Genomic DNA, 13,481 nt, shown 5'->3' with positions numbered 1-13,481 from the left:
ATGACGACCAACAGGAGGGATCGCATCGATGGATAATCAAGGCCAGCAAGGCCAGGGGACGTACAACCAGCAGGGGCAACAAATGCAGCAGGGCAATAATGTGCAGCTTAGCTATCAGCAGTTTCAGGAGCAGGTACAGCGGCAGCAGGAGCAGGAGAGAATCCAGGCCCAGCAGGCGCTTCGCAATGTAGGACTGGACGGAGCCTCCCAGCAGGTGAACCAGGTGGTGATTGAACTGCAAAACATCGGCCGAGAGCTCCAGCTTGCCGAGAACCAGCTGCAAATGCAGATGGATGCCCAGAAACGGCAAATCCAAAATATTCACCAGCGGCTGCAGCAGGCCGAGCAGATGGTACAACGCAGCTTGTCCAGCATGAACGCTTCTTCCCAGCCGTCAACGGCACCGTTCCAATAATATTCTTGATACACATTGAAAAGAACCCTTTACGCCCATGCTGTGAATCGCTGGAAAGGCGAAGCCGCAGCATGAGGTTTAATGGGTTTTTTGCGGTTTTATCGAATACATATGTACTCAGAACGGCAGTCATATGGTATGATTTATGATCGTGATCAAAAACACATCAGCCTCACGCCTGTAATGGAGCGGGGAGCACTTCAAACGTTATAATTACAAGCGAGGAGAGAAAAAAGTATGGCAACAATCGATGATTTTACGACTTTGGATGTCCGAATTGGTACGATAATCAAAGCGGAGCCATTTCCCGAGGCAAGAAAACCGGCTATTAAGCTGGAGATCGATTTTGGACCAATGGGGATGAAGCAATCCTCCGCCCAAATCACGCGCCGGTACGAGAGCCCTATGCTTATCGGGCGGCAGGTGGCGGCAATTGTGAATTTTCCGCCAAGACGCATTGCCGGTTATGTATCCGAGGTGCTGGTCCTTGGCGGAGTTCCGGAAGAAGGCGATGTCGTACTGCTGAGTCCGGATATGACAGTTCCCAACGGAACTTCCATTGCTTGATGGGGAGGGGCCTGCGGTTCGATCGTCATCCCCGGAGCTTGATGGATTTCTTGTAAAGGGGATAGAACCATTTGACTCCGCTCGGGGTCAGGGTGTCCGCGAGCAGATGGGATAGGTAGCCGGCAGTCGCAACGACTGCAATTCCTTCCAGTTCAAGCTGGCTTTCCAGCCCTCGGCCGATCGCACCCCAGATTAGTGCAGCCCACAACGTATGGGTCATTCCTCTGTGCTTGAGCCACGGTACCCAGGCGATAAACAACCCGAAGCCGATGAGCCAATTCATTCCGAAGCGTAGGCCTGCATAGATTAGTCCGCCCCCAATAGCACTTATCATGCAATTACGGATCAAGCCTTGCTTGGCGACAAATCCGAGCAGAAAAGTAATGATGGCGGCCACAGCCAGCTCGGGAACCATTGAATCATAGATGAAATACATGTAACCGAAGACCGCGGCTAACAGCGTGCTGCCCCAAAGGATCAGGTTCCGGAGCAGTTTCGACGCCTGGCTTAGTTTGCTGGTCAGCATGCTTGTTCCATCAAGATCGGCGCTCAGGGCGGAGAAGGCGGCCACAGCCATATAAATAGCGGCATTGGTGAAAGTGAATGGATAATAAGCGGTGGCAGCAGCGCCAATCGCGACGCCGATGGTGAGATGGGCAGACCCTTTCATGATATCCTCCTTTTTCTTGTTGATTTTACCCGAAGGCAAACATATGTTTGCTTATTTATTATACATGCTTTTATCAAGTCGTCAAACTGCGCTTGCTCCCAATCATTCAAGGTTGTTTTTATGGACAAGCCGTGTGATAATTATCTATTGCGCGAACTTGATACGAATATCCAATGGAGGAAACAAAGACTGTGGAACGATACCCGTTTGAATATGACCCGTCGCGTTCTTCATTTGCCCAGCAAGCGGGCGAGTGGATAGCGGATGTGTTTTACGATATATTGCCGGAGCATGGATTTGAAGTCCGGGATGAACAAATTTATATGGCTTTTCAGCTTGAACGGGCTTTTGCCGACAAACGGACGATCTTCGCGGAAGCGGGTGTCGGTACAGGAAAAACGCTCGTTTATCTGCTCTACACGATTTGTTACGCGCGCTATATGCGCAAGCCTGCCGTTATCGCATGTGCGGATGAATCACTTATCGAACAGCTGGTCAAGCCGGAGGGAGATATCGCCAAGCTGATTGAGCATCTGGGCCTTGCTATCGACGCCAGATTAGGGAAGTCTCCGGATCAGTACCTCTGCCTGATCAAGCTGGAGCATGCCAGGGTCGGCGATGAGGAGGCTGGCCTGTTCGAGGACATGACCAAACAGCTTCCCGAATTTGTCCAGTCGCCTGCGGCCATGCAGACCTTCTATTCCTACGGGGACCGCAAGGATTACCCTGCTCTTAATGATGAACAATGGAATAAGATTAATTGGGATTCTTTCCAGGATTGCTTCATTTGCGAAAAACGGCACCGCTGCGGTCAAACGCTCTCGCGGGACCATTACCGCCGTTCGAAAGATTTGATTATTTGCTCGCATGATTATTATATGGAACATGTCTGGACCTACGAAGGGCGCAAACGCGAAGGCCAACTGCCGCTTCTGCCGGACCATTGCGCGGTCGTCTTTGACGAAGGCCATCTGCTGGAATCCGCCTGCCAGAAGGCACTCAGCTACAAAATCAAGCATGATGTGTTTGAAGAACTCATTATCCGGCTTCTGCAGAATCAAATCCGTGAATCGCTGGCGCTGCTTATCGATCAGGCCATCGAGCAGAGTGAGAGGATGTTTGCTGCCCTGCAGCGCAAAAGTGTGGTTATCCCCGGTTCGGACCGCAAGCAAATCCTGCTGGATGATGCTCTGCTTCATGAGATCAACCAGTTCAGAGGTCTGCTTGCATCGATTGAGGATGAGCTGGTTTATGAAAGCGAGCTGTTTGTCCTGAATCATTATCAGCTGCGAATCGTGGAGGAGCATTTGGAAATGATGCAGAAGGCGCTTGCGCTCTTTTTTATTTCCGATTCCTTAATCTGCTGGCTCACAGAGGAGAAAGACGGCCCAACGCTGTCCATTATGCCCCGCACCGTCAAGGAAGTGCTGAAAGAGCATGTCTTCGACTCGCATATGCCGATCATTTTTTCCTCGGCTACGTTGTCGGTCGACGGTTCATTCGATTATGTGGCGGAAAGTCTAGGTATCCAGAATTATTTGTCCTTTTCGGCTGCATCGCCTTACGATTATCGGTCCCATATGAAGGCGTATGCGCCCACATGGACCCATGGCGGACGTTTCGAGGAGAAGATGGCGGCGGCTGTTCATTTATTGAAACAGACCGGAGGCAGAGCGCTGATACTATTTCCATCCAAAGAAGAGCTTAGGCGTTTCAAAACGGAAATTGCCGCTTTCCCAGAAGTTTTCGGCATGAACTTCCACTTCGAGGGCGACGGCGAAATCAGCAGATTGATCGAGCTGTTCCAAAACGATGAAACCAGTATTCTGTGTGCGGTCAGCTTATGGGAAGGGCTGGATGTGCCGGGTCGTTCCTTATCGAATGTGATTATTTGGGCGCTGCCCTTTCCTCCGCAGGACCCTGTATTTATGGCCAAACGAAGCAGTGCGAAGGACCCTTTTCATGAGGTGGATCTGCCTTATATGCTGCTCCGTTTGCGTCAGGGAATCGGGCGTCTGATCCGGACCAGCTCGGATACGGGCATCGTATCCATTTTCTATGAGGAATCTTCCGGCCCCCATCAATTGAGGCCTTATATCGATTCGATTATGCCCGAAGGCATTCGCCTGGAGGAACTGCCGTTATAAAGGCCATGAAAGACGAACTTATGTGATGGATGAGAGGAGTGAACATATTGACAAACGAACAGGAGCAGGAGCAGAAGGTTCATCCTTTCTACGGGCACACCGCTCAAGCTTATGGGCTGCTGCCCGCCGCTCTGGAGAATCTGAAACAGCTGCAGGAAGCATTTGATGACGCGAATGAAGATTTTTTGGCGATCGAGCTGAAAACAATGTCGGCAAGACTTGAGGAGATCCGTCAGCTCTTGGCGGAAGGCCCTCAAGGTTGAAGAGTGCAGGCCACAAATGCTCAACTATAGCTTTTATTGATTCAGGGGATCTGCAATGAAACCAAATCGAAGCCTGCATGAATCAGCAGGCTTTTTATCGTATATGCTGCAAAAAAATGTGCTAAAGCTCGGAAGGGGACAATCATGCAGAAGCCTTATATACGCAATCATCAATTTAATCTCATTCAAAATGAAACCGCCTATCTCGGAAGAACGATCCGGACTAGCCCTGACGCCTCTGTCATTGAAGCGATCAGATATAGTGTGTCCACAAAAATTCTTGCCGCTTTTCCGGAGTTGACCGATGCCCAGAGAGAGCTGCTGCAGTTCATCGCCAATCTGTCGGAAGAACAGGAGTTTCAGGATTACCTTGAAGCCTTATCGGCTTTCCGGATCGGTTTTCCCGAGGTAACGGAGCAGCTGATCCGGGATCTGTTCCCCAAGCACAAGAAATTAAAGCTTCCTGATCCTTCGGTGCAGCAGGATTATTCGTATACCTATTTCGGGTGGCCGGATATTGCAACGAATAAAATGTTTCTGATTTATGAGATTCAAGGTGAATTAATCGGAATTGAAGGGAAATATTCGTTAAATCACAAGAAGGACGTATGTGCCTTCTGCAAAGGCTTCGGCGAGGTAGCGCTGTTTACGGCCAATTCCCGAAAAAAAATAGCGGGCTCGCCCGATTATTATAAGGCGGTCGGCAATTATATCTGTTTCAAAAGTCATGAATGCAACAGCCGCATAACCGATCCAAGCGGGCTGGAACGGTTTTTTAAGGATGTAAGGGAGAACTGATCCCCGACGTGTCAAAAGAAAGTAATGCTGTATATTAATTTTTATTTGTTCCGGTATTAACTCATTCTTGGAGGTATGTGATGGAGCACCATGGACCTAATTTTCATTATTTGATTTAAAGGTCTTGACTATGACGTCAGGTCATAGTGCATAATTCTCACTATCAACTACTTGGAGTGAGAGATATGAATATAAAAACATTGCGTTCAGACCAAATTTATCAAAAAGTTGCCCAAGCTTCGCCCGAGGAAAAGCTTGAATTATTCAGAAATGAAATGATGGCTCCCTTTATGAAACAATGGCAAATTCAACAGCTCCCTTTTAAAGCTGAAGAGGCGAATGGTTTTGACGTTGTTACGTTTAATAGTATCATGCATCGATCCCCTGATCAGATTACCGGGCAGATTTCATCTGAGATCGAGTTGATTTCGTCGGATTCTTTTTGGTTAGAGTGTGAGCATGCTGTAAAGAAAAGCCTGCATCTATTTATAGAACATGAAATAAGTCTCCCCGTATCCGAATATGTGTTTACCATTCAACTAGGGAATCCGGAAAGCCGTGCCTTAACTATAAACGAAGGATATAGCGGCTTTGGGGGCATTCCTGGTTTTATCTGGGGTACACTCTTGCCAAATGAGTACACGATTCCTCGAATGAAGGCTTCGCTGGCGCACGAATGCAACCATAATGTGCGATATCAATTTATTCAGTGGGATCACACCGTTAATTTAGGCGAGCTAATTGTAAGTGAAGGATTAGCTGAAAACTTTGCTACGTTCATGTTCGGAGAAGAATTGCTCGGCCCTTGGGTAACGAAAACAAATGCAGAAACACTTAACAAGCGCATTAAGCCCGTGCTCCGGGAGCAATTGCAATTAACGGGATTTGATCAATTTGCCCCTTATCTTTATGGTGACGAGATCGCAGAACTTCAGAACTTTAAACCGGTCAATATGCCTTACAGCGCCGGCTACGCTTGCGGATATTATTTAATCCAGTATTACTTAAGAAAAACAGGAAGAACGATTTTTGAGGCCACAATAACACCTGCTGCTCAAATACTAGACGAAGTAAAGGGATTTTGGGATGAAGAAACCATTATTAGCCGTTAAAGATATTGTTCAGATTACAGGCATTACAGGCCGGACCCTGCATTATTACGATAGAATTGATTTATTTAAACCTACACATCTGACGGAAAAAGGGTATCGCCTATATGATCGAAGCAGTTTGGAAAAACTTCAAACCATTTTATTCTTAAAGGAATTGGATTTTTCCTTGAAAGAAATTGCAGACATCTTAAAGCTGACCAAGCAAGAACAGAAACAAATATTAAAGAAGCAAAGACAAACCTTATTATCGAGAAAACAAAGACTAGAAACAATCATGATTGCTCTCGATGAATACGTTTCGGGGAATGATATTAGTAATTTGCAAATCTTCAATAGTGCTTTTCCATTGAAAGTACAATATGCAAATGAGGCAAGATTCATTTATGGGGAAACAGAAACGTATAAAGAGTTTAATGAAACGTTGGAAAAATTATCACAAGATGATAAAGAGGAACGTTTTCATTCCATGGAGGAAATATTCAAACAAATTGCGTCTTGTGTCGATCAGGATCCTTCCTCCGATGGCGTTCAGCGATTAATCGAGGAGTGGAAAAAAAATCTAATGCAATTCATGACATGTGATGCCGAGTTACTGGCTTGCATTGCCAATACCTACAAATTCGATACACGATTCACAAGCTATTTTAATCAATACAGCAATGAGGAATTAGCAGATTTTCTTTACAATGCAATCATGCATAATATCAAACGGTAAACATCTCAATGAATGGCAAATGCTCAACTGCCGGTCTTAAACCAACAACGTGATGGTACTCAATTATTCAGCGAATCAAGCATCAAGAAATGTTATAAATCTTGCAGTTATCGTAATATTTCCGCAAGCTTTTATTAGGAGTCTCTTTAGCTTCCTTGGTTATTCTAGTGATAGATAACCAAGGACAGCCAGGGAGGCTTTTTTATATGAAAACATTGCTTTATGTGCTTTATGGCGGAAAATCCGTTGAGCATGAGATCTCGTTGAAATCTGCCTATACGGTTATGCAGTCGATTGATGAAAGCAAATTTGATCTTTATCCCATCTATATCACACGTTCAGGCTGCTGGTTCAGCAGGGGCAAACTGAGCGGCAAAACGTTTCTTCCCGGCGATTTGATTCTCGAAGCTGCCGAGGAAGAGCCTGCGGGTACAATCGGCCGCATCTTGACGGAGTTGTTTACTCTTGAAGGTCCTAAAGTGGTGCTTCCCATTCTTCATGGCTCCAATGGCGAGGATGGGACCATCCAGGGGATGCTCGAGCTGTTGAATGTGCCTTATGTCGGGAATGGGGTGCTGGCTTCAGCACTAACGCTGGATAAAGCGCTTGCCAAGGAGGTGCTCGCCTCCGGAGGTTTGCCGCAAGCCGGGTACAGGACATTTCCCTACCGGAATTGGTCGGAGGACCGGGACCATGTTATTTCGCTTATTGAGGGGAACATCGGATTTCCTTGTTACGTAAAACCCGGTTCTCTGGGCTCCAGTATCGGCATCAGCCGCTGTGAGCGAAGGGAAGAGCTGGAGATCGCCATTGAAGAGGCATACCGCTACGACGGTAAGATCGTGGTGGAAAAGGAGGTGCGGGGGAGAGAAATTCAAGTAGCGGTAATGGGTAATGAGTATCCGCTTGTTTCCCTGCCCGGGGAATTTATTCAAGACAAAACTTTCTTCGATTATAACGCCAAATATATCGATGGCCGGTTGAGCATGTCCATTCCCGCTGAAATTCCCGATATTCTGGTCAATCGGATCAGGCAAATGGCTGAGCAGGCTTATTTGGCGCTAAACTGCTCGGGACTTGCCCGGGTGGATATCTTCCTGGACGCAGAAGGTGCTTTGTATGTGAATGAAGTCAATGCGCTTCCAGGTTTTACCGCCTTCAGCATGTATCCGGTTATGTGGGAACGAACTCACGGAACCTCATATTCAGAGCTGATCGAGAAGCTGATTGATTATGCATTCAACCGCCATGCTGACAAGCAGAGGCTTCAATATACGAAGGAGTGATTGTCCATGATTCAAAGATCGGTCAAACAAGTGTCTGTCATGGTAAGAGCGATTGAGGCTGTAGCCCGGGAACACGAGCATATTCTAATCCATGGTGTGTCGATCGATACACGAACCCTCCGTCAAGGCAATTTGTACATACCGATTGCCGGCGAGCGGTTTAACGGCCATGATTTTGTCGAGCAGGCTATTGAAGCCGGAGCGGCAGCGGTGCTCTGGAACCGGGAGGAGCCGAATCCGCCGGTCGGACGGATCCCGGTCCTGTTGGTGAACGACACCTTGTCTGCCATTCAGGTGCTGGCAAGAGAATACAGGATGGAGCTGCCTGTGAAAGTTATTGCGATAACGGGCAGCAACGGAAAAACGTCGACAAAGGATATCTTGGCCAGCTGCCTTTCCGGGACTTTCCGGACCCAAAAAACGTTCGGCAATCTGAATAATCATTTGGGAGTCCCCTTGACCTTGCTTGCGCTGAATGAAGATACAGAGGTGGCAGTCGTGGAAATGGGAATGTCAGGTCTAGGGGAAATTGAGCTGTTGTCCTCTCTGGCGCTTCCGGACATCGCCATCATCACCAATATCGGAAAAGCCCATCTGGGGGATTTGGGCAGTATGGAGAATATATTGAAAGCCAAACTGGAAATCATTCATGGCCTGAAGCAGGATGGCACGCTGTATTACAATGGCGACGATCCGCTGCTGAGCTCTGCGCTGCGGGATGGCCAATGTCCTGTTCAGGCTATAACGTTTGGGATGGAGGCGCGTAACGACTTTCATCCTGCAGCGTTTGATATGGGCATCGAAGGATCCAGCTTCACAATTCCGCAGTATCCTTTAACGACGTTAACGATTCCCCTGATTGGCCAGTTCCAGCTTGTAAATGCTCTTGCGGCGATTGCCGCAGCTTCCGAGCTCGGGGTGAAACCTGCGGCATTGAAGTCAGGATTGGCAGCGACAACGCTGACTGGAATGCGCAATGAGGTCGTCCATACCAATCGTTTCACTCTAGTCAATGATACGTATAAGTCGAATCCATCCAGCGCGGCAGCGGCATTACAGACCCTGTATACGTTCCCGGACAATTACCAAAAGATCGCAGTGCTTGGAGACATGATGGATATGGGCGATCAGGCCGTTTCGCTTCACAGGGAGCTGGGCGCATTGGCGGATGGCAACAGGCTGGATTATTTGTTCGCTTACGGCCCGTTGTCCGAGCATACCGCAAATTGTGCCGCTGAGCGCATGGAGGCGGAGCATGTATTTCATTACAGCGATAAGCAGAAGATGGCAAGGCATATTAAGGCCATTCTCGAACAGGACGCGCTCATCTGGGTCAAGGCATCACGGGCGCTCAAACTGGAGGAAGTGGTAGCGGCGCTGTTGGAGGACGAAGAGCTGAGGGCAGGCTGAACAATGGGGAGAGAGGGGGAATCCGACATGATAGCGGCAGTAGCGCCGGAGTTATACCGCAATACCTGGGCAGAGGTGGATTTGGCAGCCATCGGCAGCAACGTCCGCCATATCAAACGTCAACTTCCGTCGGCAGTCAAGCTGATGGCAGTTGTGAAGGCTGACGGCTATGGGCATGGAGCTCTGGAAACGGCCAGGGTGGCCGTGGAATCCGGGGCTGATTCATTGGCTGTCGCTTATTTGAGCGAAGCCTTGACCCTCAGAAAGCAGGGAGTGAAGCTGCCTATCCTGATTCTGATACCGATCAAGCCGCAGGAGGTGCCGATGGCAATTGAATATGATTTGATGTTGACCGTCACATCTGCTGCATGGTTTAAGGAAATGCGGCGGGTATGCGGACATTCCTTCTATCCCTTCATGCTCAATGTCCATGTGAAAATGGACACTGGCCTTGGACGGATTGGAATCCGCGACAAACAACAGTGGGAAGCAATGGTTCCCTGGCTGGAAGCGGCGGATATTGAGGTCGAGGGCATGTTTACGCATTTCGCCACTGCAGGCGATAAGGATACGGGTTATTTGCATACCCAATTTCTGCGATTCCGGGAAATGATGGAATGGGCCAATAACTCGCCCGTTCATGTGAAGACCTTTCATTGCGCCAACAGCGCGGCGGCTTTGCGCTTTCCCGAAATGTCTCTGGATATGGTCAGGATCGGGGCGGCAATGTATGGATTTGGTCCGGAGAGCATCAAGAATGCCGCACGGCTGGAATCAGCCTTAAGCCTTCACAGCAGCCTGATTGAAGTCAAGCATTTGAAAAAAGGGGAGTATGTGGGGTACGACTTGGCTTACCGGACAGACCGGGAAGAATGGATTGGTACGGTCCCGGTCGGTTATGCGGATGGATGGTCGCAAAGTTTGCGGCATACAGAACTGATAGTGGACGGACAGCGGGCTCCGATTATCGGAAAAATCGGGATGGATCAAATGATGATCCGGCTGCCTCGTGAATATCCCGCCGGTACCAAGGTAACGCTGATCGGCAGAAACGGGCGGGAGTCTGTTACCTGCATGGAACTTGCGGCAAATCTGGGCGGGGCGGCTCAGGAAATCTCGACGTCGATTTCATGCCGGGTAACGCGGGTGTACAGCGAAGAATAGAATTATCAGTGATGCTTGCTTATATGGAAAAGCTCCTCATATAAGGAGCTTTTTTGTGCGCTGTGGAAAGGCATATAGGCAGTTGAAGTATGGTTTATATTATTAATATTTAATGATATAAATTAAAAAAAATACTATTTATTACAGATAACCTGTTTTGGATATCATAGGGCGGGGTGAATAGGGTAAAGGATGATTATCCAATTTATACATACATAAGCCAACCGGAGGTATTTACGATGACACCACTCACGACGACACTTATCACAGGCTCTAACGCACCGCTCAGCCAGGATCATACTGTAGAAATTACAATTAAATGGACGAGCGCTCCCGCAGAGCTGGATGTCAGCTGTTTTATGGTGAATACGGGGGGCAAGGTGCCTTCCGATGATTATTTTATTTTTTATAACCAGTCATCCGATCCCGGGCAGATTGTCCGGTTTCAGCCAGTTGATGCCAGATCCGTTGCTTTTACCATTCAATTGAACAGCTTGTATGCTTCGGATCTCGACAAATGTGTCTTTGCCGCGACATTGGACGGCCCGGGCACCTTTGCCGAGGTTCAAGGCTGTACCATAACGGCAAAGTCCGCGGGAGGAGAGATCGTTTACGCGATTATAGAAGGGAAAGAAGAAACCTCTATGGTGCTGGCGGAGCTGTACCGCCATCAATCCTGGTTGAAACTGCGGGCTGTGGGAAGGGGCTTTAACGGGGGATTGAAGCCGCTGGCCGAATCGCATGGCGTTACGGTGGAAGAGAGCGCAAGCGCTGAACCCGGTCTCCAGGAAGCTTCGCATCCCAAGGCTGAGCAGCTAAGTGCGCCCATTCAGAATGCGGTGCCGGTCGCATCGGCAGCTGTCGTAGCTCCAACCCCGGGCCCGGCATCCGCTCCGGCACCAGAGAAAAGTACAATCAATTTGAACAAAATCGACCTGCTCAAGAAGAAGGTCCGGATTTCGCTTGAGAAGAAAAAAATCGATACGATCAAGGCCCGTGTCGCAGTTGTTTTTGACGCTTCCGGCTCTATGTCCATGCTGTACGCCAAAGGAACCGTGCAGCGGGCGTTCGAGAGAGTCCTGGCAGTCGCGGCATGCATGGATGATGACGGCGAAATGGATGTGTGGTTTTTTGGAAGCAAATCCAAACGTATGCCAAGCGTAAGAGAGCATGAATATGAGAATTATGTCAAACGCGTTTATCCCAAACCGAAGATTTTCGGAGGCCTGGGCGCAGGTAACAACGAACCTGACGTAATGAAAGATATTATTAAGAAGTATACGGTGGAACAGCCAAATAACCAGATTCCAACCTACATCATTTTCTTCAGTGACGGCGGAATATACGAGACCCCGAAGATATCACAGCTGCTGGTGGACAGCTCGAAATCCAGTATCTTCTGGCAGTTTGTTGGGCTTGGCGATGCGGATTTTGGCGTTCTGGAGGAGCTGGACGATCTTCAGGGACGGTATATCGATAATGCGGATTTTTTCGCTTTAGACGATTTGGACGAGGTCAGCGATGAGGATTTGTACGACCGTTTATTTAATGAATTTCCAGGCTGGCTCCGGCAGGCCAAGGATAAGGGGATTCTGACGCATTAACATAGCGGGGCGAAGAGACCGGCACAGATTTGTGCGCGGTCTTTTTATGTTTAGTTGTATTTTACGAAACCGTATCTTCAGAAGCAATGACGATACAGGGACCTGTATCGCTGCAGCTTTCCTTGTAATACCTTATTGGATGAGCACGCTGGGCGTATACTGATATTGTCGCTCAGACAGTTGGTTTATAATGATGGATACAGGTATGCTATTAACTAAAAAGGAGGAGTTAACCCGGTGAATATCGGCTTTATCTGGACACTTATCGGTTTGTTGATCTTGCTTGCAGCTATAGTAATCGCCGGAAGTTTCTACTTTTACCGGAAGGCCGTTGCCCGCGTTTCCAAATCATTCCTCAAAGCCGACCCCGGCTTGCAGGCGAATCCGGACATCGAGCGGGATCCCGGATCGGATAAAAACTGGTGGGATGCGCAGCCTTTCCAAATTATGGACCTGACGGCAGAGGACGGTTTGAAGCTTAAAGCGTATTATCTGAGCGCAGCAGAACCAACGACAAGAACAGTCATTCTGGCACATGGTTACGCTAGAGAAGCATCTATCATGGTTGCCTTTGCGAGATTGTATCATGAAAAATACGGATTCAATATTCTACTTCCTGATGCGAGAGGGCACGGAGCAAGCGAAGGGCGTTATATCGGTTTTGGATGGCATGAAAGACTCGATTATGTGAAATGGATTCAGTTCATGATCGATCGCCAGGGAACGGAATCGCGGATTATGCTTCACGGCGTGTCTATGGGGGCCGCGACGGTTATGATGACAAGCGGAGAACAGCTTCCGGATCAGGTCAAGTGCATCGTGGAGGACTGCGGGTATACCTCTGCCGAAGACGAGCTATCCTATCAGCTCAGGCGCATGTATCATTTACCGGCTTTTCCGTTGCTGCAGACAACCAGCCTGCTGACCAAACTCCGTGCGGGGTATTCCTTTGCTGAAGCGTCTGCGCTGAAACAAGTCGAGAAAAATAGCAAACCGATGCTTTTTATTCATGGCGGGAAGGACGTTTTTGTTCCCACTTCCATGGTCTACAAGCTATATGCCAGCTGTAGGGCTGAGAAGCAAATGCTTCTTATACCCGAGGCTGGACACGGAGACGCTTTTTTGACCGATCCGCAGGCTTACAAGAGAGAACTGACTGCCTTCATCGGAACCCGCATGGATTAGATGGGTATGGCTGTAAATAATGAATCCAAGTATACCGATCCCTGAAGAGAGGATTAAAAGATATGAAATAGTTTACATAACTAAAATTATGTAAACAACAATGCGAATGAGGTACAAATGCTGCCATGGGTGAGATACCCTCGCG

The 13,481-nt window shown here is 48.4% G+C and carries 13 protein-coding genes; 12 read left to right on the top strand and 1 reads right to left on the bottom strand.

Annotated elements, in window-relative coordinates; all coding sequences use genetic code 11:
• Positions 1-28: 28 nt before the first annotated feature.
• The gene (locus tag IEY46_RS10495; RefSeq protein WP_188991985.1) at positions 29-415 is read left to right on the top strand and encodes a hypothetical protein; all 387 of its coding nucleotides are present in this window, start codon (positions 29-31) and stop codon (positions 413-415) included.
• A 237-nt stretch (positions 416-652) separates the two neighbouring features.
• Positions 653-982: a chaperone CsaA gene (gene csaA, locus IEY46_RS10490; protein ID WP_188991984.1), complete on the top strand. Its 330-nt coding sequence runs from the start codon at positions 653-655 to the stop codon at positions 980-982.
• A 25-nt stretch (positions 983-1,007) separates the two neighbouring features.
• Here csaA and IEY46_RS10485 read toward each other — a convergent pair whose 3' ends face one another.
• The gene (locus IEY46_RS10485; RefSeq protein WP_188991983.1) at positions 1,008-1,652 is read right to left on the bottom strand and encodes a metal-dependent hydrolase; all 645 of its coding nucleotides are present in this window, start codon (positions 1,650-1,652) and stop codon (positions 1,008-1,010) included.
• Between the two features lie 191 nt (positions 1,653-1,843).
• On the opposite strand from IEY46_RS10485, the gene IEY46_RS10480 reads away from it, so the two are divergent.
• From IEY46_RS10480 to IEY46_RS10435, 10 genes are all read left to right on the top strand, one after another.
• Positions 1,844-3,799, top strand: a complete 1,956-nt coding sequence (locus tag IEY46_RS10480) for an ATP-dependent DNA helicase (protein ID WP_188991982.1) — start codon at positions 1,844-1,846, stop codon at positions 3,797-3,799.
• A 47-nt stretch (positions 3,800-3,846) separates the two neighbouring features.
• Positions 3,847-4,062, top strand: a complete 216-nt coding sequence (locus IEY46_RS10475; protein WP_188991981.1) for a hypothetical protein — start codon at positions 3,847-3,849, stop codon at positions 4,060-4,062.
• A gap of 144 nt (positions 4,063-4,206) precedes the next feature.
• Positions 4,207-4,860, top strand: coding sequence for a FusB/FusC family EF-G-binding protein (locus IEY46_RS10470; RefSeq protein WP_188991980.1), 654 nt, complete (start codon positions 4,207-4,209; stop codon positions 4,858-4,860).
• Positions 4,861-5,045: 185 nt separating this feature from the next.
• Entirely contained in the window at positions 5,046-5,972 is a 927-nt protein-coding gene (locus IEY46_RS10465) for a DUF2268 domain-containing putative Zn-dependent protease (RefSeq protein WP_188991979.1), read from the top strand.
• Positions 5,947-6,687: a MerR family transcriptional regulator gene (locus tag IEY46_RS10460; RefSeq protein ID WP_188991978.1), complete on the top strand. Its 741-nt coding sequence runs from the start codon at positions 5,947-5,949 to the stop codon at positions 6,685-6,687. Before IEY46_RS10465 ends, IEY46_RS10460 begins: the two co-directional genes overlap by 26 nt.
• A gap of 206 nt (positions 6,688-6,893) precedes the next feature.
• Positions 6,894-7,973: a D-alanine--D-alanine ligase family protein gene (locus tag IEY46_RS10455; RefSeq protein ID WP_188991977.1), complete on the top strand. Its 1,080-nt coding sequence runs from the start codon at positions 6,894-6,896 to the stop codon at positions 7,971-7,973.
• Between the two features lie 6 nt (positions 7,974-7,979).
• Positions 7,980-9,383 carry a UDP-N-acetylmuramoyl-tripeptide--D-alanyl-D-alanine ligase gene (locus tag IEY46_RS10450; protein ID WP_188991976.1) on the top strand — a complete coding sequence of 468 codons (1,404 nt, stop codon included), beginning with the start codon at positions 7,980-7,982 and terminating at the stop codon, positions 9,381-9,383.
• A 27-nt stretch (positions 9,384-9,410) separates the two neighbouring features.
• Positions 9,411-10,547, top strand: a complete 1,137-nt coding sequence (gene alr, locus IEY46_RS10445; RefSeq protein WP_188991975.1) for an alanine racemase — start codon at positions 9,411-9,413, stop codon at positions 10,545-10,547.
• 239 nt (positions 10,548-10,786) lie between these two features.
• Positions 10,787-12,151, top strand: a complete 1,365-nt coding sequence (locus tag IEY46_RS10440; RefSeq protein ID WP_188991974.1) for a vWA domain-containing protein — start codon at positions 10,787-10,789, stop codon at positions 12,149-12,151.
• A gap of 237 nt (positions 12,152-12,388) precedes the next feature.
• Positions 12,389-13,336 carry an alpha/beta hydrolase gene (locus tag IEY46_RS10435; RefSeq protein WP_229750221.1) on the top strand — a complete coding sequence of 316 codons (948 nt, stop codon included), beginning with the start codon at positions 12,389-12,391 and terminating at the stop codon, positions 13,334-13,336.
• The last annotated feature ends 145 nt before the right edge of the window (positions 13,337-13,481 follow it).

Source organism: Paenibacillus nasutitermitis (genome assembly GCF_014641075.1).
GTDB lineage: Bacteria > Bacillota > Bacilli > Paenibacillales > Paenibacillaceae > Paenibacillus_Z > Paenibacillus_Z nasutitermitis.
This window is presented reverse-complemented; position numbering and strand designations above follow the sequence as displayed.

Coding starts and splice junctions, on each gene's coding strand:
- IEY46_RS10485 (WP_188991983.1), bottom strand. CDS start 1,652: ATGAAAGGGTCTGCCCATCTCACCATCGGCGTCGCGATTGGCGCTGCT.
- IEY46_RS10440 (WP_188991974.1), top strand. CDS start 10,787: ATGACACCACTCACGACGACACTTATCACAGGCTCTAACGCACCGCTC.
- csaA (WP_188991984.1), top strand. CDS start 653: ATGGCAACAATCGATGATTTTACGACTTTGGATGTCCGAATTGGTACG.
- IEY46_RS10465 (WP_188991979.1), top strand. CDS start 5,046: ATGAATATAAAAACATTGCGTTCAGACCAAATTTATCAAAAAGTTGCC.
- IEY46_RS10495 (WP_188991985.1), top strand. CDS start 29: ATGGATAATCAAGGCCAGCAAGGCCAGGGGACGTACAACCAGCAGGGG.
- IEY46_RS10450 (WP_188991976.1), top strand. CDS start 7,980: ATGATTCAAAGATCGGTCAAACAAGTGTCTGTCATGGTAAGAGCGATT.
- IEY46_RS10460 (WP_188991978.1), top strand. CDS start 5,947: ATGAAGAAACCATTATTAGCCGTTAAAGATATTGTTCAGATTACAGGC.
- IEY46_RS10470 (WP_188991980.1), top strand. CDS start 4,207: ATGCAGAAGCCTTATATACGCAATCATCAATTTAATCTCATTCAAAAT.
- IEY46_RS10455 (WP_188991977.1), top strand. CDS start 6,894: ATGAAAACATTGCTTTATGTGCTTTATGGCGGAAAATCCGTTGAGCAT.
- alr (WP_188991975.1), top strand. CDS start 9,411: ATGATAGCGGCAGTAGCGCCGGAGTTATACCGCAATACCTGGGCAGAG.